Genomic DNA, 18,884 nt, shown 5'->3' on the forward strand with positions numbered 1-18,884 from the left:
TGTCGAAGGGTGCGCCCGCTCAGAACGGCGGATCGGCGTCCGGTACCGTCCGATGCCGCTTGCCGTCAGGTGTGGTCCAATCGAGGACGCCGTCGGGTCGGTGGTCGAGTGACCACCCCGGTAGGTGCTTCAGCCGGTGATGATGTCGGCACACGCAGGCCAGATTGCCGACACTCGTCGTTCCGCCGTCGGCCCAGGCGACCGAGTGGTCGAGGTCGCAGGCCCGTGCCCGCCGCCCGCACCCGGGTGCCCGACACGTGACGTCTCGCAGGCGGACCGCCCGTTGGAGATCCGCGGGCACGCGGTATTGCTGCCGCCCGACCGAGAGGACCGAACTCGTCTCCGGGTGGGTGAGCACCCTCGTCATCGAGGGCGCGTTGACCGCGAGCCTCGCCGCGGTCTCAGGGTCGATCGGGCCGTAGCCGTCGAGGGTCGCCGGGGTCTCGGTGACCCCCAAGAGGCTGAGCACGGGCACGGTGAGGTTCACCGTCGGCTGGATGTCGTCGAGTACCTCCACCGGCCGGGCGATCGGCGACCGCCGGCCCTGGTGATCGGTCTGGTCGGCTGTGGTGACGCCGCTGACGCAGAGCGAGCCGAGTGCGTCGGCACGCAGCTGCTGGCAGGTGCGGTCGTCGTTCGTCAGGTGGGCCGCGCCGACGAGCGCGTCGAGCCGTTCTCCGATCGCGATGGCGACGGGTGCCGTCGTGAACAGGTGCACCCGCGCCATGCCGTCTGCCGCGGGCTCGACCTCCACCCGGCGGTCTGCCTCCGACCGGGCCGCACGGACGGTGATGGACTCGGGGTGCAGGCGCTCGCGAAGGACTCGACACCGCTGCTGCAGCCGCGCGACGGTCGACTGCTCCGCGATGGGCAGGATCCTCTCCACGAACGCGGCGCGACCGTGCGCGGGGATGTCTCGGAGCTGATCGGTGATGGTCCGCGCGTGACGGCCCGAGATGCGGCCGGCCTCCAATGCGCTGAGCACCGCCGGGGCATCGGCGACGAGCCGTTCGGCGTCGCCGGTGGCCCGTTGCACGGTGTGCTCCGAGGAGCGCGTCGCCATGGCGAGTGCGGCGCAGGCGGACCGACGGACGAGCGCCTTCCGCTGTGCGGGCGTCTCGTCGTGCGGGACCAGGCTGTCCGCCATCGCGTCGGCGAGGGCCGCGGACCGGGCCAGCAGGCGAGCCTCCCGGGCGTCGAGCGCGGCACGCTCGCGCGCGATGGTGGAGAACTCGTCGGAGAGCGCCGCGAGCTGCTCCTCGAAGACGTCCACCGCACGCAGCGGGAGCGTGGTGGAGGTCTCGGTCATGACTCCAGTCGACCACTGACATTCGAGATGACCAGTACGCGGCGGGGGGTGTCCCCGCCGCGCCGCACTACCCGCGCAGCGGCGTCCGCACCACCCGCACGGCTCCGGCCGGGATCCGCACCGCGCCCGCGACCACCGGCTCGCCGGTCAGCAGTTCGACGGTGCCGTCGGTCGCGAGTTCCGCGTCGGCCTCGCCGTGGTTGATCGCGACCGTGAACGACGCCTCGTCGCCCCAGCGGGTGACGACCTCGAGCCCGAGGGCCGGCACCGGCGGTGCGTCGACGCCTGCCTGCTCCAGGGCTTCGGACAGCAGCTCCGACAGCCCCGCCTCGTCGAGCTTCGTCGAGACGTACCAGGCGGTCCCCGCGCCGAAGCGGTTGCGGGTCACCGCGGGGCTCCCGGCCGCCGGTCCGGAGCGGTACGAGGAGACGGCCTCCGCACCCTCGAGGACGATGTCGTCAGTCCAACTCGATCCGGTGCGACCGTCGTCGAGCTCGACGGTCTCGTGCTCGTGGAGCGGCAGGAACTCGGGGACGGAGAGTCCCAGCACCCGGCGGAACGCACCTGGCGCGCCGCCCTCCCACACCGCGTCGTGCTCGTCGACGACGCCCGAGAAGTACGACACCACGAAGCTGCCGCCGTCGTCGACGTAGCGGGTGAGGTTCTCGGAGGTCTCGCGGTCCGCGAGGTACAACGACGGCGCGAGCACGAGGCGGTAACCGCTCAGGTCGGCGTGCGGGTGGACGAAGTCGACCGTGACGCCGGCCCGCCAGAGGGCGGCGTAGTAGGCCTCGACGCGTTCGCGGTGGTCGAGTTCGACGGAGGGGCGCCACTCCAGGTCCTGGGCCCAGAACGACTGCACGTCCCAGAGGATCGCGACCTCGCTCCGCACGCGAGAGCCGACGAGTTCGTCGAAACGGCCGAGGTCCTGCCCGAGCGCGACGACCTCGCGCCAGATCCGGCTCTCGGTGCCGGCGTGGGGGAGCATCGCCGAGTGGAACTTCTCCGCACCGGAGCGGGAGGCACGGAACTGGAAGTAGAGGATCGCGTCGGCGCCGCGGGCCAGGTGGCTCATGCTGTTGCGGGCGAGCTCCCCGGCACGCTTCGCGATGTTCCGCGGCTGCCAGTTGACGGCCGACGTCGAGTGCTCCATGAGGATCCACGGGTCGCCGCCGGCGAGGGAGCGGGTCAGGTCGGAGTCGAGGGCGAGCAGGATGTGGTTGTCCGCGCGCTCGGCGACGAGGTAGTAGTCGTTGGCGACGATGTCCACCTCGCGACTCCAGGCCCAGTAGTCGATCGACCGGCAGTTGGTGGCCATGAAGTTCGTCGTGACCGGAACGTCCGGCGCGTGGCGCTTGATGATGTCGCGTTCGGCGACGTAGCACTCGAGCAGGGTGTCGGAGGTGTAGCGCGCGAAGTCGAGGCGCTGCGTCTGGTTGACGACGGAGGCGGACACGCGCGGGGCGTCGATCTCGTCCCACTCGCCGTAGTCCTGGCCCCAGAACCGGGTGCCCCAGGCGGCGTTGAGGGCGGCGACGGAGCCGTACCGACGCTGCAGCCAGGCGCGGAAGGCGAGCACGGAACCGTCCGAGTAGTCCTCGCTGATCGGTGCGCCGTACTCGTTGTGCACGTGCCACAGCACCACGGCGGGGTGTGATCCGTAACGCGCGGCGAGCTGCTCGGTGATCGCCGCGGCCGCTCGACGGTAGGCGGTGGAGCTGGGGCTCGCGATGCCGCGCGAGCCGTGGCCGAGCCGCAGGCCCTCGCGGGTCACGGGGTGCGCCTCGGGGTACCGCTTCCAGAACCACGCGGGCGGGACGGTCGTCGGGGTCGCGAGGTCGACGGAGATGCCCGCGTCGTGCAGGAGGTCGATGATCTCGTCGAGGAAGGTGAAGTCGTACTCGCCCTCGCGCGGTTCGAGGACCGCCCAGGAGAAGATGCCGACGCTCACGAGGTCGACACCGGCGGCCTGCATGAGGGCGATGTCCTCGAGCCAGGTCTCGCGCGGCCACTGCTCGGGGTTGTAGTCGCCGCCGTAGCGGAGGCCGGTGCTGCCGGGGATCCAGGTGGCCTGGGCGGTGAGCGGGTCGAGCTCGATGGTCATGCTGCGTCTCCTGTGACTCAGTGGGCCGAGAGGGATCCGGTCGATCACCTGGCTGTGTGCGCTCCCAGTTCTATCACAGCCCGGACTGCCAGCGGAGTGGGCAACCTGATTGTTGACAAGCTGAACCGGGTGTGAATAACTGTAACCGCTCACAGGTACAACGACGTTCTCCATCGAAGCGTCGCTGCCCCGCACCAGAGCGCCCCAGCTTTCGACAAGGAGGACGAATGCGCAGCACGCTTCGCCACATCGGCATCGCCACGGTCGCCACGACGGCTCTACTGCTCTCCGGATGCTCGGCATCCTCGGGCGGCACCGAGTCCGGCCCCGTGAAACTCACCTACTGGGCCTGGGCGCCCAACCTCGAACAGGTCGTCGAGCTGTGGAACGAGGACCACCCCGACATCCAGGTGGTCGTGCAGAAGCAGGACGGCGGCGACCCGGCCATCACCAAGCTGCTCACTGCGATCAAGGCCGGCAGCGGCGCCCCCGACCTGATCCAGGCCGAGTACCAGAAGATCCCGACGCTCGTCGCATCGGATGCCCTCGCGGACATCTCGGAGCAGGGCGCTGCAGACCTCAAGGACGACTTCTCCGACGGCGTCTGGAACTCCGTCACGCTCGGTGGCGACGCGGTCTACGCCGTGCCGCAGGACTCGGGCCCGATGATGGCGTACTACCGCACCGACATCCTCGACAGCCTCGGACTCAGCGTCCCGACGACGTGGGACGAGTACGCCGAGGTCGCCCGTGCCGTGCACCAGGCCGACCCGACGAAGTACCTCGGCACCTTCTCCGCGAACGACGCGGGTTGGTTCGCCGGACTCGCGCAGCAGGCGGGTGCCTCCTGGTGGTCCATCGACGGCGACAGCTGGGGCGTCGACATCGACGCCGGCCCGACCGAGCAGGTCGCGTCCTACTGGGGTGAGCTCGTCGAAGAGGGCGCCATCGACAACAAGCCGATGTACACGCCCGAGTGGAACGCCGGACTCAACGACGGCTCGCAGGTCGGCTGGATCTCCTCCGTCTGGGCCCCCGGGGTCCTCGGCGGCAACGCGCCCGACACCGCGGGCAAGTGGACCGCAGCAGAGCTCCCGCAGTGGGACGCCTCGAAGCCGTCCAACGGCAACTGGGGTGGTTCGTCCACCGCGGTGACCACGCAGTCGAAGCACGCGGCCGCCGCCGTCGAGTTCGCCACCTGGTTGAACACCGACCCGAAGGCCGTCGCGGCCCTCGCCGACGTCTCGGGCGTCTACCCGGCCGCGACGAAGGTCGCCGCCGACGCCCTCACCACGTCGCCGGAGTTCTTCAGCCAGCAGAGCGACTTCTACGACATCGCGTCGAAGGCCTCAGAGTCGGTCGCGCCGTTCACCTACGGCCCGAACGTCAACGTCGCCTTCAGCGCGTACAACGACGAGTTCGCGAAGGCGGCCGAGGCGAAGACCGCGCAGGCCTTCTCCGACGCCGTGGCCGCGATGCAGTCCATCACCATCGACGACCTGAAGAAGAGCGGCTTCTCGGTCAAGTAGTCCCCGCGGGGCCGGCTCACCGAGTCGGCCCCGCTCCCCGCTCCCGCACTCGACCCAAGGACCCGGCATGGCTGCACCATCGACGCTGGACACGATCCGGCCCACCCAGGACCCGCCCCGCGGCTCGCGCCGACCGGCCCGGTCGCGCAAGAACCTGAAGAACCGGGTCCTCATCCCGTACGTGATGCTCGCCCCCGGCATCATCCTGTTCCTCGTGTTCATGGCCGCGCCCATCGTGTACACGCTGTTCCTCAGCTTCCAGAAGAAGCAGGTGACGGGCCTCGGCCTCGGCTCCGGTGGACGCACGACCGCGTTCGCCGGTTTCGAGAACTACCTCGGCGCCTTCGGCGATGCGGAGTTCGCGGCGAGTGTCGGCCGGGTGCTGCTGTACGGCCTCATCCTCATCCCGTGCATGCTCGGCCTCGCACTCCTCTTCGCGCTGCTGCTCGACTCCCGACGCACGCGGGCGGTCTCCTTCTCGCGGATCTCGATCTTCCTGCCCTACGCGGTGCCCGCCGTGATCAGCTCACTGCTCTGGGGCTTCCTCTACCTACCCGCGGTGAGCCCCTTCTACGCGATCTTCGACAGCCTCGGGTGGAACGCCCCCGAGATCCTGTCGTCCGGCACGATCATCTTCGGCATCGCGAACATCGCCCTCTGGGGTGGCGTCGGCTTCAACATGATCGTCATCTACACCTCGCTCAAGGCCGTTCCGAGCGAGATCTACGAAGCCGCCCGCATCGACGGTGCGAGCGAGGTCCAGATCGCCCTGCGGATCAAGATCCCGATCGTCGCCCCGGCCCTCGTGATGACCGCGCTGTTCTCCATGGTCGCGACGCTGCAGGTGTTCGCCGAACCCACCACGCTCCGACCGCTCACCAACAGCCTGTCCACGAGCTGGTCGCCACTCATGCTCGTCTACCGCGACGCGTTCACCCGCGACGACATCTACTCGGCCGCCGCGACCTCGATCATCATCGCCGTCGCCACCTTCATCGTCTCCTTCCTCTTCCTCCGGGTCGTGCAGAAGCGAGCCTTCGGTCAGGAGGACTGACACATGACGACCACCCTTCGACCCGACAAGACGGCCAGCCCGCGTCGCCGCGAGCGCGCCGGCAGCACGACCATGCGGTCCGACCGCCCCAGCGGGATCTCGACCGGCATCCTCATCCTCGGCGCGATCTACTGCCTGTTCCCCGTGTTCTGGGTGCTCATGGCGTCGACGAAGAGCAGCGGCGAGCTGTTCTCCACCTTCACCCTCATGCCGAGCACCCACCTGTTCGACAACATCGTCGAACTCACCCAGTACCGGGACGGACTGTTCTGGCGCTGGATGGTGAACACGGCGCTGTACGCGGGCATCGGTGCGATCGCCTCCACCTGGGTCTCCGCGATCTCCGGCTACGTGCTCGCGAAGTTCGACTTCCCCGGCAAGCGGACCGTCTTCAGCATCCTGCTCATGGGCGTCCTCGTGCCCGGCGTGATCCTCGCGATCCCGCAGTACTTCCTGCTCGCGAACGTCGGCCTCACGAACACGTTCTGGGGTGTGCTGCTGCCGCAGATCATCAGTCCGTACGGCATCTACCTCGCCCGCATCTACGCGGCCGCAGCCGTGCCGACCGACGTCATCGAGGCCGCCCGCACCGAGGGTGCCGGCGAGTTCCGGATCTTCGGACGGATCGCGATGCCGATGATGCTGCCCGGCCTCGTCACGATCTTCCTGTTCCAGTTCGTCGCCATCTGGAACAACTTCATGCTGCCGTACATCATGCTCGGCGACGACTCGCTGTTCCCCATCACCGTGGGGCTCAACGGGCTCCTCAACCAGGGCGCCTCGGCACCGGCGCTCTACACGCTCGTGATCACCGGTGCGCTGCTCGCGATCGTCCCGCTCATCCTCATCTTCCTCATCCTGCAGCGGTTCTGGCGCGTCGACCTCGCCGCCGGCGCCGTGAAGGCGTGAGGCACGGTGGCGTGAGGCACGGTGGCACGCGGTGCAGCGCCCATCGGACCGCGGAACGCCCCCGCACTAGGCTGACGGGATGACCACCGTCCCGTCCCGTCGGCGCCCGACGATCGACGACGTCGCGGAGGCCGCCGGTGTCTCCCGTGGCACCGTCTCGCGGGTGCTGAACGGCGGCCGATGGGTGAGCCAGGACGCGAAAGCCGCGGTCGACGCGGCCATCCGCAAGACCGGGTACCGGGTCAACCCCCACGCCCGTAGCCTCGCCACGAACCGCACCGGCTCCGTCGCGTTCCTCCTCACCGAGAACCACCAACTGCTCTTCGAAGACCCCAACTTCTCCATGCTGCTGACGGGGGCCGCCCAGGCGCTCGCCGAACGGCAGCTGTCGCTCGTGCTCATCATGGCGGGCAGCGCGGCCGAGCAGGAGCGTGCTCTCGCGTACATCGAGGCCGGACACGTCGACGGCGTACTGCTGGTCTCGGCGCACAGTGGGCAGCGACTCATCAGTGACATCGTCGATTCGAAGGTGCCGGCGATCGCCTGTGGCATCCCGCTCGGATTCCAGAAGCGTCTCGGCTATGTGGCCGCCGACGACCTCGAGGGGGCGCGCGAGATGGTGGCCCACCTGCGGAGCCTCGGCCGCGAGCGCATCGCGACCGTCGCCGGTCCGGCAGACACCCCGGGAGGGGTGACGCGGCTCGAGGGCTACCGGCTGGAACTCGGCGACGCGTTCGACGAACGGCTCGTGCGGCACGGCGACTACGGACGGGCGAGCGGCGAGGCGGCCATGCGCGAGCTGCTGGCGGCCGACCCGACGATCGACGCCGTGTTCGTCGCCAACGACCGCATGGCCGCCGGCGCGATCGACGCCCTGCACGCCGCCGGGAAGCGGGTCCCCGAGGACGTCGCCGTCGGCGGCTTCGACGACTCGAGCATCGCGCTCGGCACCGAGCCGGCGTTGACGACCATGCGGCAGCCGTTCGAGCGGATCAGTGCCGAGATGGTGCGGTTGCTGCTGCAGGTCATCGAGGGCGAGCGCCCCGCGGCGATCACCCTCCCGACGGAACTCGTGGTCCGCGACTCGGCGTGAGCCCTTCGACAAGCTCAGGGACCGGAGTGCGGCTCAATGACCGGCGTGCCCTTCGACAGGCTCAGTGACCGGAGTGCGGCTCAGGGACCGGAGGCCCGGGCCACCGCAACCCCGAGCGTCTCGCAGCCGGTTCGGTGAGGATGGGACCATGAGCGATCAGTCCGACACCACCAATCAGCCCGATCCCGACGACCAGCCCGGCATCCCCGATGCGGAATCCCTCGAACCCACGAAGCGCACCATCGCGATCCTCGGCGCCAACGGCGACCTGGCGAAGCGGCTCCTGATCCCCGGCCTCGGCGAGGTCGTCGACGCCGCGCGCGGTCTCTCCCTGCAGATCATCGGAGCCGCCCGCACGCCGCAGTCGAACGAGGAGTGGCGGGCCACCGTGCGGGCGAGCCTCGAGGACGCCGGCATCGGTGACCGGACCGTCGACGCGCTCGTGTCGACCACCGAGTTCATCCCGACCGATGCCTCAGACCCGGACGAACTCCGAGCGCTCCTCGACGCCTGCACCGGCTCGCCGATCCTCTACATCGCCCTGCCGCCCTCGGCCGGACGCAAGGTCGCCGAAGCCCTCGCGCAGATCGACCTGCCCGACGACCTCCTCATCGCCATCGAGAAGCCGTTCGGCGACGACCTCGCGGACGCGCAGGCGCTCAACGCGGCACTCGCCGACGTCGTGCCCGAGGAGCGGCTGTGGCGGATCGACCACTTCCTCGGCAACGCGACCGTCCTCGGGATGCTCGGCCTGCGCTTCGGCAACCGGCTGCTCGAAGCGGGCTGGAATGCGGAGCAGATCGAGAAGGTCGAGATCTTCTACGACGAGGAGCTCGGTCTCGAGGGGCGCGCCAAGTTCTACGACCAGACGGGGGCGCTGCGCGACATGCTGCAGAGCCACCTCCTCATGGTGCTCGCGCTCACGGCGATGGAGCGGCCCGACGCGGTGACGCCGACGGACGTCCACGACCGCATCGCCGAGGTCCTCGGGGCGGTGCGCCTCTGGAAGGACGACCCGTCGACCGCCCGTCGCGCCCGCTACACCGAGGGACGGGTGGGCGAGCGCTTCTTCCCCTCCTACGTGGACGAGCCCGACGTCGACCCCGCGCGCGACACGGAGACGCTCGCGCAGATCCTCCTGCAGGTCGACACCCCGCGCTGGCAGGGCGTGCCGTTCGTCCTGCGCTCCGGCAAGGGCATCAGCGACCCGCGTCGTGAGGTCGCCGTGCACTTCCGTCGTTCCGCGGTGCCGACCGGCCTGGACGCTCCCGACGGACCGTCCGACACCGTCCTCCGCATGTCGCTCAAGGGTGGCGCCGTGCACCTCGACCTCATCGTCACCGGCGCCGACGACGTGGACGGGCTGCGGCGCGTCGAGCTGGAGGCCGACCCGGGTGCGGCGACCCTGAGCGCCTACGCGCAGGTCCTCGCCGGCCTGCTGCAGGAGAACACCCTGCTGTCGGTCCGCGGCGACATCGCCGAGCAGTGCTGGCGCATCGTCACCCCCGTGGTGAACGCTTGGGCCGCGGGCGAGACGACGCTCGAGGAGTACGAGGCGGGGAGCGCCGGTCCGAGCGACTGGTGACGCAGGACTGACACGAAACGACCCGCGCCGAGTGATCGGCGCGGGTCGTTTCGTGCGGTCAGCGGTTACGCCGAGGGCTTCAGGACGACCTTGATGCAGCCGTCCTCCTTCTTCTGGAACGTCTCGTACATGGCGGGGGCCTCGTCGAGCGGCACCCGGTGCGTCGCGAGGTCGAGGACGCCGAGCGGGTCGGCGCTGTCCTCGACGAGCGGCAGGAGCGTGGGGATCCAGCGGGCGACGTTGCACTGGCCCATCCGGAGCGACACCTGCTTGTCGAACATCGACTTCATCGGCATGATGTCCGCCTCACCGGCGTAGACACCGCTGAGCGAGACGACACCGCCACGGCGGACGAGGTCGAGTGCCGTGTGCAGGGCCGCGAGGCGGTCGATGCCCGCGTGCTCCATCGCCGGTCGGGCGACCGCGTCGGGAAGCAGCCCGACCGCGGTCTGCGCGGCGGCGGCGACCGGTGAACCGTGCGCCTCCATGCCGACGGCGTCGACCACGCCGTCGGGTCCCCGTCCGCCGGTGGCGTCACGGAGTTCCGCGACGAGGTCGTCGGACAGGTCGAGGGCGCGGATGCCGTGTCGCTCGGCGAGCGCGCGACGCTCCGGGACCGGGTCGACGGCGAAGACCTCGAGGCCGCGGTGCTTGGCGATGCGGGCGGCCAGCTGGCCGACGGGACCGAGACCGAGCACGGTGATGGAGCCGCCCTCGGGAACCTCGGCGTACTCGACGCCCTGCCAGGCCGTCGGGAGGATGTCGCTCAGGTACAGGTAGGACTCGTCGGGCAGCTCGCGGCCGACGACGATGCAATTGGCGTCGGCGAGCCGCACCTGCAGGAACTCGGCCTGCCCGCCGGGCACCTGGCCGTAGAGCTTCGTGTAGCCGTACAGCGAGGCGCCGCTGCCGTGCTCGGTCACCTGGGTGGTCTCGCACTGCGACTGCAGGCCGTTGCGACACATGAAGCACTCGCCGCACGCGATGGTGAACGGGATGACCACGCGGTCGCCGACGGAGACGCGGGTGACCTCGGAGCCGACGGCTTCGACGACGCCCATGGTCTCGTGGCCGAGGACGTCGCCGCGATCGAGGAACGGGCCGAAGAGTTCGTAGAGGTGGAGGTCGGAGCCGCAGATGGCTGCCGAGGTGACGCGGATGATCGCGTCGGTCGGGGCGGTGATCGCGGGGTCCGGGACGGTCTCGACCGACACCGAACGGCGACCCTGGTACGTGAGTGCGCGCATGGATGCTCCTTCGTCGTTGTCCTTCCACCCTGCGCCTCCCGAGGCATGGGCGACGGGGGGTGGACGTCTCGACGGAGGGCTGATACGTGGTCAGCGGGCTGCGTCGACCGCCACCCGCAGGAGTGTGGCGAGCACCGTCCGGACGGTGGACCGCGCCATCGCCTCGGGCCGCGCCAGGACGTCGACGTGGCGGACGAGGACGGCGCCCGCGACCGGGCGGAGGACCATGCCGTCGACCGCCAGGGGAGCGGCGGTCGTCCGCGGCATGACCGCGATCGCGGCACCGGTGCGGACCACCTGGGCGGCGACGGAGAACTCGTTGATGCGGTGGTCGATCCGCGGCGCCTGCCCGCTCATGGCGCCGAGCTGATGGAGCACCCCGGCGAGCGGGAAGCCCTCGTGCGTGGAGATCCAGGGTTCGTCGCGGAGGTCTTCCGGGCGGACCTCGGGCTGCGCGGCGAGCGGGTGCGCCTCGTGCATGGCGATGTCGAGCGGTTCGACGAGCAGCGGGGTCACGACCAGCCGGTCGAGCGGCCAAGCCGGTTCGTGGGGGAGGCGGTGGGCGACCACGAGGTCGTAGTCGGCGGTGAGACTGGCGAAGCGGTCCTGGGCGACGTCGGCGTCGGCGAGCAGGAGGCGCGGGACGGGGCCGGCCGGCCCAGTGCTCCCCGTGGACCCCACCGCGGTCAGCAGGGGGCCGAAGAGTGCGAGCCCGGCGCTGTGGAACGCGGACACACTGACCGGGCGCTGCTCGTGCTGGAGGAAGGAGTCGACGGCCTCCCGCGCCTCCGCGAGCGCCTCCTCCACCCGTGCGGCTGCGACGGCGAGAGCCTCACCGGCCTCGGTGAGCACGAGCCGTCGGCCACGTTTCTCGGTGAGCGGCACCGGCAGCGTCGCCTGCAGGGCAGCGAGCTGCTGCGAGACGGCGGAGGGGCTCACGTGGAGCGCCTGGGCGACGGCGACCACGCTGCCGCGGTCACTCAGTTCGCGGAGGAGTCGGAGTCGGGCCGGGTCCATGCGCATCTCCTTCATCGTCGATCCAGACACTGGCCGTTGTTCTACCGGGTCCGTCTCCAGGAGAGTAGCGGCATGGCCCGCCGCGCACCCGCTGAACTCCTCGTCGACATCCTCCTCGTCGGCGTGGCTGCCGTCTGGGGTGCGAGCTTCCTCGCCGCCAAAGACCTCGCGGCGGTCACGGGGGTGCCGTCAGCGGTCGCCCTCCGGTTCCTCGTCGCGGTGATCGCGGTCGGACTCATCTGCCTCGTGCGCCGGGAACGGTTGCCGCGCGGCCGCGGGTTGCTCATCGCGGCGGGACTCGGCTGCTCGCAGGCGGCGATCATCGGCCTGGAGACCTGGGGTGTGCACCTGACGTCCGCGACCAACGCTGGGCTGCTCATCAGTCTCGCGCTCGTCATGACCCCCGTCCTCGACGGCGTCGCCTCACGATCCTGGCTGCCGCGCTCCTACTTCGTGGCGGCGGTCGCCGCTGTGGTCGGGGTGGCCCTGCTCGTCTCCGACGGAGGTCTCCGCGCACCCACCGCGGGCGACGCGCTCGTGATCGCCGCCGCGGTCGTCCGTGCCGTCCACGTGACGTCGAGTGCGCACCTGACGCGGGGCCGTCGGGACAGCACCCTCGGCGTGGTCCTCGTCCAGATGGTCGTCTGCGCTGGTGCGTTCTCGCTGCTCGCCGGCGGTGGGCTCGCGACGGCCGTCTCCCAGCTCGACGCCCGCGGTTGGGTCGACGTGCTCTTTCTCGGCCTGCTGTGCTCGGTGTTCGCGTTCGTCGTCCAGCTGTGGGCCGTCCGCCGGACCTCGGCGTCCCGGGCGAGCATCCTCATGGGGACGGAACCCGTCTGGGCGCTCCTCGTCGGTGTGCTCGTCGCCGGCGAGGCGATCGGGCCGCTGGGGGCGCTGGGCGCCGCCCTCATCATCGTCGCGAGCTACGCGGGCCAGGCGATCGAGCGACGCCACCGGCAGCGCACCGTCGGCACCGCACCACCGTCGCAGCAGGAGCCGGCGCCGGTCTGAGACGGGTCAGCGGGTGGGGGCCGCGCCCTCCTCGATCCGGCACACCCGGACGTCGATCCCGGTGATCGCCGCCGCACCGTCGCGCTCGAGCAGGACCGAGCGGATCGCATCGCCGACGAGCCGCGTGGTCGCCGGGACGGGCGCCCCGTCGGTCACGCCGATCGTCACGCGCACCACCACGGCGCCGTCGTCCCCACGGGTGACGGCCACCTTCGCGGGTTCGTCGTCCCGGCCGAACGCCTCGGTGGCGACACGCAGCACGGCCCGGACCGGCGATCCTGACGCGTAGACCGCCGTCACGCCCGGCGTCGCGGCGACGGCGGTGGTCAGCAACCGCGAGAGTTCCACCTCGGTGTCCATCAGGAGTCCTCCGGCCGCATGAGGCGCTGCGTGTGGATGTCGATGATCGTGACGTCGACGGCGGTGACGTTGAGCTCGGTGTGGATCGCGAGTTCCGCGGTGACGCGATCGCGGATCCGCTGCGACAGCTGCTCCAGGTTGTTGCCGAAGGCCGCCGAGGCCGTGATCGCGACCGTGACCGGTGCGTCGAGCACGGTGACGTCGCCGTCGAGACGGACGCGGCCGATGATCGCGCCCCCGACGTCGTCGCCGACCCCGCGGATCAGGGTGCGGACCGAGCCCTCGGTCAGGTGCAAACGCACCTCGGGATCCGGGTGTCTCAGGGGGATGTCGCGACCGGCGTGCGCCTCGAGCGAGATGTTCTGCAGCACGGCGTGCATCCAGGAGCGGTCGTGCTCGGAGTGGGTCGCGGCTTCCGACTTGAGGAGCGCCCAGGTCTGGGTGCGGAGTCGGAGCAGGGCGTCCAAGGCGAGCTGGCAGCCGGGGGAGTCCTCGATGCTCGCGTCGCGCGGTTCACGGCCGCGGTCGAGGTACTCGGAGAGTTCGTCGATCGTGTGTCCGTCGAGGTCCGCGCCGTCGAGGCCGTCGAGGGTCGCCTCGGGGTCGACGTCGTCGTTCATCGCCACACCTCCATCTCGCGCAGGACGGTCTGTCTGGCCCGGGCGAGCTGCCCACGGACCGTCGACGCCGGCACGCCGAGCGACTCGGCGATCTCCACGTAGGAGAGGCCGCCCGTCTCCTTGAGCATCCAGCACTCGCGCTGCATGGCGGGGAGGCCGTCGAGGACCGCGGCGAGGGCGCTCATCTGCATGCGCACCTCGACGACGCGTTCCGGGGACTGATGGGACGGTGCGGGGGCATTCCAATCCTCGATGTCGCTGTGTTCGCGTCGGCGTCGGAGGCGGTCGATCGCGCGGTTGGAGACCATGCGCATGAGCCAGGACTTCACGGCGTTCGGGTCGTTCAGCCGGTCCAATTGTCCCCAGGCCTGGATGAGCACGTCCTGGACGACGTCCTCCGCCTCGGACCGTTCCCCGAGCACGCGCACGGCGTATGCACGCATGAGGGAACCGTGTCGGAACACGATCACCTCGAACGCGGCGACGTCTCCGTCGGCGGCGCGTTCGGCGAGGATGCCGTCCGGGAGGAGCTCGAGTGAGCGCTTCACGGAAGGGTCAGAGGACGGCGAACGCGGTGAAGGCGACGGCGGTCGCGGACACGAGCGCGGACGCGGCGACCGTGGCGACGTACGGAAAGGGGAGCGACTTCGCCGGACCGTTCTCCACCGCTTCCTTCGCGCGGAGCAGGGAGACGAAGATCCCGAGGTCCTTCCCGGTGCTCGAGGCGGCCACGAACCGGCCGTCCCGGAACTCGACCATCCCGGCGTACTCGCCGTCGATCGAGGCGACCCAGAGGGTCGCGTCCGGCTCGGCCCAAGCGACCGTGGTCGTCGCGCCTCGCTCCAGCACCGTGCTCATGACTGCTCCTCGTTCGTGGTGGGTGTTGTTAGAGAATCTAGCGATCCATGCGTCTGCATGAACCCCACTTGACATCACGATCAGCACTCCGCTAGACGATCTCGTTACGAGAACCACTACTGTTGGACTTCATGAGCGCCGAAGCCGTTGCAGCACAGCACTACTGGTACGAACAGGACGAACACGAGCGCGGACGCCGCATGCTCGAAGCCATGCGTCTGTACCGCGCTGCAGAGGCCGCCATGCGTCGCCGCACCCGCGACGAGATGCACATGGGCGAGAACGACCTGCTGGCCCTGCGCTTCATGCTGCGCGCCAAGCAGGACCACCGCCTGGTCAGCCCCACGGATCTCGGTGCCTACCTCGGCATCAAGACCTCATCGGTCACGGTCATGCTCGATCGCTTGGAGGCGGCGGGCCACGTGGTCCGCCGGCCGAGCGAGACCGACCGTCGGCGCGTGACCGTGTCGACCACCGACTTCGCCGACGCCGAGGTCCGCAAGACGCTCAGTCACATGCACCACCGCATGATGGAGGCGACCACCGGGATCGGACCGGAGATCGCGGCCGGCATCGTCGACTTCCTCGACCGCATGCGCGAGGCCGTCGACTCGATCGACCGGTCGCCGGAGGACGTCGCCGACGCGCAGCACTGATCGGCGCCCCGACCGGACGCCGCATCGGCGGTGAGATGTGCGAGGCGGGCCGCACGGTCTGATCCGTGCGACCCGCCTCCGAATGTCTTCGACGATTTCGACCACGCGCTGCAGGCCCTCCAGGCACCGCTCGAGCCGACTCTCAGAAGTCCCCGACCTTCGATGGTCTCGATGGTAATCGAGCACCCGTCGGGCAGCCGATGCTTGAACGGCCGTATCGCTTGTGCTACCCGGGCTCGTGCCGGGCGTCACCTCAGCTGTCGCCGGGCTTCTCGGGGTAGTCGCCCTCGGGCATCAGCTCGAGGCCTGCCGGCGTGTAGGTGCGATCGAGCATGGCCTGCAACCACGCGCGGTTGAGCGCGACCGGGCGCGAACCCGTGAACCGGAAGACGATGGGCACGCCGGTCTCGATCCAGATCGCGTAGCGGCCGGAGCCGTGAGCCGGGTCGATGGTCCAGGACAGCAGGAACGCCTCGCCCTTGCGGAGCTTCGAGACGACGACCATCTGCACGTGGGCGAGGGTCCGATCCTCGAGCTCCAGCGCCTCGTTCCCGTACCGCAGCGTTCCCATGTTCCCCGTCCCCCGTTCGTCGTGTGCGCGGTCGATCACCGCACTGACGATTCTGGCAGTTCCCGTCCGGGCGCCGTGAGTCCGAGGCGTGGGTGCGGTCGATCAGTCCGCGTCGAGGACGGCGTCGAGCAGGCCGGGGAATCGCGAGTCGAGGTCGTCTGTGCGGAGGGTGAGCGTGCGGCGGCGACCGTTCGGCTCGTTCCGGATGACGCCGGCCTCGCGGAGCACCTTCATGAGGTGGGACTTCGTCGACTTCGGGATCGTGGGGTCGAGTGCGGTGCAGTTCGCGGCGTCCATGGGCCCGTCCCGGAGCTGCCGCACCATCTCGAGCCGGTCCGGATCGCTCAGCGCGAAGAGGACGGCCGGCAGCTCGATCGCCTCGCGGTCGGGGTGTGCGAGATCGGCGGGCGCTGGCATGGTTCGATAATAGTTGAACAATCACCGGGAAGCGCGTATCGTCCAATCGTTCGACATTTTTGGAACCAAAGGAAGCCGCCCCGTGCACACGACGACCCCGTCACCCCCGACCCGACCCGTGCCCACCATGCCCGCCGGCGAGCGTGCGCTTCCTCGCCGCCGGTTCGGCTTCGTCCTCGCCGGGCTCGGCAGCACGCTCATGCTCGCCGGTGCGAGCGCCCCGTCACCGTTCTACCCGGAGCTCCAGGAGCGGCTCGGCATCGGCCCGATCGGCGTCACCATCGCCTTCTCGGCTTACGCGCTCGCCCTGCTGGTCGCGCTCCTCACGATCGGCTCGGTCTCGGACCACCTCGGCCGACGCCCGGTGATCACGGCCGGATTCGTCGTGCTCGCCGTGAGCATGCTGCTCCTCTGGCACGTCGATTCCGGAACGCTGCTGTACCTCGCCCGGGTGCTCCAAGGGCTCGCCAGTGGGGCGCTCCTCTCGACGCTCTCAGCGACGATCATCGATCTGGCGCCACCCGGACGGCCGCGAGCCGCGACCCTCCTGAACGCCATCGCGCCGATGATCGGCCTCGCCGCCGGCACGATCCTCGCGGGTGTTCTGCTGCAGACGGTCGCCGACCCGTCGAGCTGGACGTTCCTGCCGCTGGCGGTCGCCTACCTGCTCATCGCCGGGCTCATCCGGCTCGTCCCGGAGACCTCGGCCCTCGCTCCCGGGTGGGCGCGGGCCATCCGACCTCGCGCCGCCGTGCCCGCCGAAGCCAGACGGCTCTTCGTCGTCAGCATCCCGATCGTCCTCGGCGGCTGGGCGACCGGTGGCCTCTTCCTCTCCCTCGGGCCGAGCATCATGCACACGGAACTCGGCGTGGACGGCCAGCTCGGCGGCGCGCTCCTCATCGGACTGCTGCCGGCCGCCGGGGCCGTCGCCGCCGCGGTCCTGCACCGACGCCGACCGGTCGTCGCCGCGGTCTACGGGGCGTCCGCGCTCTCCGTGGGCACGATCGTCCTGCTCGTCGCCCTCCTGCTCGGCTCACTCCCGATCGCCGTGGTCGCCGTCGTCATCGCGGGGACCGGGTTCGGGACGGCGTTCATGGGCACGATCGCCTCGCTCGTCCCGCTCGCGCCGGCCGACGAACGCGCCGAGCTGTTCGCCGCGCTCTACATCGTCGCGTACCTGTCCTTCGGGGTCCCGGCCGTCATCGCAGGGCTCCTCGCCTCGGCGATCGGGCTCCACGCCACGGTGCTCGGCTACGGGACGGTCGTCGCGATCGCCGCGGGCACGGCCGCCGTGGTGCGCGCCCGCTCAGCCCGCTGACGGCTCCTCGGCGAGGCGGTCGAGGAGGCTCGACGAACGGTAGGGGATGACCTCGATGAGCGAGACCTTCGTGTTCGTCCGGACCACCCCCGGCGCGGCGAGCAGGACGCCGGCGATGCGGTGCAGATCCTCCGTGTCGTGCGCGACGACCTTCGCGAAGAGATCGGCGTCGCCGGTGGTCGCGTGCACCTCCACGATCTCCGGGATCGACTCGAGTGCCGCATAGGCCTCCGTCGCGAGGTCCTGCCGGATGGAGATCTCGATGAACGCGGTGAGTGGGTAGCCGAGCGCCGACAGTCGCACCCGGCGACTCGGGGCGCCCAGTGCGCCATTCGTCTCGAGTCGACGCAGGCGGGCGTGGACGGTGTTCCTCGCGACGCCGAGGGTGCGCGCGAGCGCGAGGGTCGTCATGGACGGGTCGTCGTCGAGCGCGGTCAGGATGCGCGCGTCGAGGTGGTCGATGGTCGCTGCATGAGGCATGTTGCTCACTCTCGGGCCGGGAATGGAGCACGATGACCACTGCACTCTACCCGTGTTGCGCAACGGTCCGAGCTGACGCATCGTTGGCGGAATGAGCACCCAGCAGCCGAGCGCGCAGCAGACCCCCGCCATGCCGAGCCCGGCCCCGTCGCCCATCCGTCACGGCATGGTGGAGGACATCCTCGGTCTGCTCGTCGGCGTGACGGTCGTGTCGTTCGGGCTGTTCATCCTCAAGGCCGGGTCGGCGGTCACGGGCGGGACGGCCGGTCTGTCGCTCCTCGTCAGCTACCTCGCACCCGTGCCGTTCCCGGTCCTCTTCATCGCGATCAACCTGCCGTTCTTCCTGCTGGCCATCCGCGGCAAGGGCTGGGTGTTCACGCTGCGGAGCGGCGGCGCGATCGTGCTCGTCTCCGTGCTGTCCGGCGTGCACCCGCTGTTCCTGCCGGTCGGGCACCTCGACCCGTTCTACGCGGCCGTCGTCGGCAACGTGCTCTGCGGCGTCGGCATCCTCATCCTGTTCCGACACCGAGCCAGTCTCGGTGGGTTCAACATCGTCGCGCTGATCCTCCAGGACCGCTTCGGCCTCCGAGCCGGCTACGTCCTCATGGCCGTCGACACCGTGGTCGTGCTCGTGTCACTCGTCGCGGTCCCGCCGCTCAACGTCCTCGTGTCGGCGCTCGGCGCGGTCCTGCTGAACCTCATCCTCGCGCTGAACCACCGGCCGGGCCGGTACCTCGGCGTCTAGC

The 18,884-nt window shown here is 70.2% G+C and carries 20 protein-coding genes; 9 read left to right on the forward strand and 11 right to left on the reverse strand.

From position 1 onward, the window contains the following. Window positions 1-19 precede the first annotated feature (19 nt). Window positions 20-1,309, reverse strand: a complete 1,290-nt coding sequence (locus QRN26_RS04625; RefSeq protein ID WP_285035523.1) for an HNH endonuclease signature motif containing protein — start codon at window positions 1,307-1,309, stop codon at window positions 20-22. 67 nt (window positions 1,310-1,376) lie between these two features. Further along, window positions 1,377-3,413, reverse strand: a complete 2,037-nt coding sequence (locus QRN26_RS04630) for a beta-galactosidase (protein WP_285035524.1) — start codon at window positions 3,411-3,413, stop codon at window positions 1,377-1,379. A gap of 227 nt (window positions 3,414-3,640) precedes the next feature. Here QRN26_RS04630 and QRN26_RS04635 point away from each other — a divergent pair, with 227 nt between their 5' ends. The 5 genes from QRN26_RS04635 to QRN26_RS04655 all read left to right on the forward strand — a co-directional run bounded on the left by QRN26_RS04635 (window position 3,641) and on the right by QRN26_RS04655 (window position 9,583). Then, entirely contained in the window at window positions 3,641-4,942 is a 1,302-nt protein-coding gene (locus QRN26_RS04635) for an ABC transporter substrate-binding protein (protein ID WP_285035526.1), read from the forward strand. 184 nt (window positions 4,943-5,126) lie between these two features. Then, on the forward strand, window positions 5,127-5,996 hold the full coding sequence (locus QRN26_RS04640) for a carbohydrate ABC transporter permease (RefSeq protein WP_235522636.1): 870 nt from the start codon (window positions 5,127-5,129) through the stop codon (window positions 5,994-5,996). Between the two features lie 3 nt (window positions 5,997-5,999). Then, complete coding sequence (locus QRN26_RS04645) at window positions 6,000-6,905, forward strand: carbohydrate ABC transporter permease (RefSeq protein WP_082455980.1); 906 nt, start codon at window positions 6,000-6,002, stop codon at window positions 6,903-6,905. Between the two features lie 79 nt (window positions 6,906-6,984). Beyond that, complete coding sequence (locus tag QRN26_RS04650) at window positions 6,985-7,998, forward strand: LacI family DNA-binding transcriptional regulator (protein WP_056009767.1); 1,014 nt, start codon at window positions 6,985-6,987, stop codon at window positions 7,996-7,998. Between the two features lie 148 nt (window positions 7,999-8,146). After that, window positions 8,147-9,583 carry a glucose-6-phosphate dehydrogenase gene (locus tag QRN26_RS04655; protein WP_285035530.1) on the forward strand — a complete coding sequence of 479 codons (1,437 nt, stop codon included), beginning with the start codon at window positions 8,147-8,149 and terminating at the stop codon, window positions 9,581-9,583. A 65-nt stretch (window positions 9,584-9,648) separates the two neighbouring features. Here the strand turns inward: QRN26_RS04655 and QRN26_RS04660 are convergent, their stop codons facing one another. Continuing rightward, window positions 9,649-10,830, reverse strand: a complete 1,182-nt coding sequence (locus QRN26_RS04660) for an alcohol dehydrogenase catalytic domain-containing protein (RefSeq protein ID WP_056009765.1) — start codon at window positions 10,828-10,830, stop codon at window positions 9,649-9,651. A 90-nt stretch (window positions 10,831-10,920) separates the two neighbouring features. Further along, complete coding sequence (locus tag QRN26_RS04665; RefSeq protein WP_285035533.1) at window positions 10,921-11,847, reverse strand: LysR family transcriptional regulator; 927 nt, start codon at window positions 11,845-11,847, stop codon at window positions 10,921-10,923. A gap of 72 nt (window positions 11,848-11,919) precedes the next feature. Between QRN26_RS04665 and QRN26_RS04670 the strand changes: the two genes are divergently transcribed. Continuing rightward, window positions 11,920-12,858 carry a DMT family transporter gene (locus QRN26_RS04670; RefSeq protein ID WP_285035535.1) on the forward strand — a complete coding sequence of 313 codons (939 nt, stop codon included), beginning with the start codon at window positions 11,920-11,922 and terminating at the stop codon, window positions 12,856-12,858. 6 nt (window positions 12,859-12,864) lie between these two features. On the opposite strand, the gene QRN26_RS04675 is transcribed toward QRN26_RS04670, so the two are convergent. From QRN26_RS04675 to QRN26_RS04690, 4 genes are read right to left on the reverse strand one after another with little or no spacing between them, the layout of a single operon-like run. Then, complete coding sequence (locus QRN26_RS04675; protein ID WP_285035537.1) at window positions 12,865-13,218, reverse strand: hypothetical protein; 354 nt, start codon at window positions 13,216-13,218, stop codon at window positions 12,865-12,867. Continuing rightward, entirely contained in the window at window positions 13,218-13,838 is a 621-nt protein-coding gene (locus QRN26_RS04680) for an Asp23/Gls24 family envelope stress response protein (RefSeq protein ID WP_056011709.1), read from the reverse strand. Before QRN26_RS04680 ends, QRN26_RS04675 begins: the two co-directional genes overlap by 1 nt. Next, on the reverse strand, window positions 13,835-14,386 hold the full coding sequence (locus QRN26_RS04685) for an RNA polymerase sigma factor (protein WP_056780022.1): 552 nt from the start codon (window positions 14,384-14,386) through the stop codon (window positions 13,835-13,837). Before QRN26_RS04685 ends, QRN26_RS04680 begins: the two co-directional genes overlap by 4 nt. A 7-nt stretch (window positions 14,387-14,393) precedes the next feature. Next, window positions 14,394-14,696 (reverse strand): hypothetical protein, encoded by a 303-nt coding sequence (locus QRN26_RS04690; RefSeq protein WP_056780019.1) that lies wholly within the window; start codon window positions 14,694-14,696, stop codon window positions 14,394-14,396. 131 nt (window positions 14,697-14,827) lie between these two features. Between QRN26_RS04690 and QRN26_RS04695 the strand changes: the two genes are divergently transcribed. Then, on the forward strand, window positions 14,828-15,352 hold the full coding sequence (locus tag QRN26_RS04695) for a MarR family winged helix-turn-helix transcriptional regulator (RefSeq protein ID WP_285035540.1): 525 nt from the start codon (window positions 14,828-14,830) through the stop codon (window positions 15,350-15,352). Between the two features lie 253 nt (window positions 15,353-15,605). Here the strand turns inward: QRN26_RS04695 and QRN26_RS04700 are convergent, their stop codons facing one another. Then, window positions 15,606-15,962, reverse strand: a complete 357-nt coding sequence (locus tag QRN26_RS04700) for a DUF7882 family protein (RefSeq protein ID WP_082498562.1) — start codon at window positions 15,960-15,962, stop codon at window positions 15,606-15,608. Window positions 15,963-16,025: 63 nt separating this feature from the next. Next, window positions 16,026-16,340 (reverse strand): ArsR/SmtB family transcription factor, encoded by a 315-nt coding sequence (locus QRN26_RS04705; RefSeq protein ID WP_056009753.1) that lies wholly within the window; start codon window positions 16,338-16,340, stop codon window positions 16,026-16,028. 82 nt (window positions 16,341-16,422) lie between these two features. Between QRN26_RS04705 and QRN26_RS04710 the strand changes: the two genes are divergently transcribed. Next, entirely contained in the window at window positions 16,423-17,658 is a 1,236-nt protein-coding gene (locus QRN26_RS04710) for an MFS transporter (protein WP_200936415.1), read from the forward strand. Here QRN26_RS04710 and QRN26_RS04715 read toward each other — a convergent pair. Next, on the reverse strand, window positions 17,647-18,138 hold the full coding sequence (locus QRN26_RS04715; protein ID WP_056009751.1) for an Lrp/AsnC family transcriptional regulator: 492 nt from the start codon (window positions 18,136-18,138) through the stop codon (window positions 17,647-17,649). The genes QRN26_RS04710 and QRN26_RS04715 overlap by 12 nt on opposite strands. A 91-nt stretch (window positions 18,139-18,229) precedes the next feature. Here QRN26_RS04715 and QRN26_RS04720 point away from each other — a divergent pair, with 91 nt between their 5' ends. Continuing rightward, the gene (locus tag QRN26_RS04720; protein ID WP_056009749.1) at window positions 18,230-18,883 is read left to right on the forward strand and encodes a YitT family protein; all 654 of its coding nucleotides are present in this window, start codon (window positions 18,230-18,232) and stop codon (window positions 18,881-18,883) included. Window position 18,884 lies beyond the last annotated feature (1 nt).

This window comes from Plantibacter sp. ME-Dv--P-095 (genome assembly GCF_030209365.1).
Taxonomy (GTDB): domain Bacteria; phylum Actinomycetota; class Actinomycetes; order Actinomycetales; family Microbacteriaceae; genus Plantibacter.

Excerpts from the sequence above, each read along its gene's own strand:
- QRN26_RS04625 (WP_285035523.1), bottom strand. The coding sequence starts at position 1,309 with ATGACCGAGACCTCCACCACGCTCCCGCTGCGTGCGGTGGACGTCTTC.
- QRN26_RS04630 (WP_285035524.1), bottom strand. The coding sequence starts at position 3,413 with ATGACCATCGAGCTCGACCCGCTCACCGCCCAGGCCACCTGGATCCCC.
- QRN26_RS04635 (WP_285035526.1), top strand. The coding sequence starts at position 3,641 with ATGCGCAGCACGCTTCGCCACATCGGCATCGCCACGGTCGCCACGACG.
- QRN26_RS04640 (WP_235522636.1), top strand. The coding sequence starts at position 5,127 with ATGCTCGCCCCCGGCATCATCCTGTTCCTCGTGTTCATGGCCGCGCCC.
- QRN26_RS04645 (WP_082455980.1), top strand. The coding sequence starts at position 6,000 with ATGACGACCACCCTTCGACCCGACAAGACGGCCAGCCCGCGTCGCCGC.
- QRN26_RS04650 (WP_056009767.1), top strand. The coding sequence starts at position 6,985 with ATGACCACCGTCCCGTCCCGTCGGCGCCCGACGATCGACGACGTCGCG.
- QRN26_RS04655 (WP_285035530.1), top strand. The coding sequence starts at position 8,147 with ATGAGCGATCAGTCCGACACCACCAATCAGCCCGATCCCGACGACCAG.
- QRN26_RS04660 (WP_056009765.1), bottom strand. The coding sequence starts at position 10,830 with ATGCGCGCACTCACGTACCAGGGTCGCCGTTCGGTGTCGGTCGAGACC.
- QRN26_RS04665 (WP_285035533.1), bottom strand. The coding sequence starts at position 11,847 with ATGGACCCGGCCCGACTCCGACTCCTCCGCGAACTGAGTGACCGCGGC.
- QRN26_RS04670 (WP_285035535.1), top strand. The coding sequence starts at position 11,920 with ATGGCCCGCCGCGCACCCGCTGAACTCCTCGTCGACATCCTCCTCGTC.
- QRN26_RS04675 (WP_285035537.1), bottom strand. The coding sequence starts at position 13,218 with ATGGACACCGAGGTGGAACTCTCGCGGTTGCTGACCACCGCCGTCGCC.
- QRN26_RS04680 (WP_056011709.1), bottom strand. The coding sequence starts at position 13,838 with ATGAACGACGACGTCGACCCCGAGGCGACCCTCGACGGCCTCGACGGC.
- QRN26_RS04690 (WP_056780019.1), bottom strand. The coding sequence starts at position 14,696 with ATGAGCACGGTGCTGGAGCGAGGCGCGACGACCACGGTCGCTTGGGCC.
- QRN26_RS04695 (WP_285035540.1), top strand. The coding sequence starts at position 14,828 with ATGAGCGCCGAAGCCGTTGCAGCACAGCACTACTGGTACGAACAGGAC.
- QRN26_RS04705 (WP_056009753.1), bottom strand. The coding sequence starts at position 16,340 with ATGCCAGCGCCCGCCGATCTCGCACACCCCGACCGCGAGGCGATCGAG.
- QRN26_RS04715 (WP_056009751.1), bottom strand. The coding sequence starts at position 18,138 with ATGCCTCATGCAGCGACCATCGACCACCTCGACGCGCGCATCCTGACC.
- QRN26_RS04720 (WP_056009749.1), top strand. The coding sequence starts at position 18,230 with ATGAGCACCCAGCAGCCGAGCGCGCAGCAGACCCCCGCCATGCCGAGC.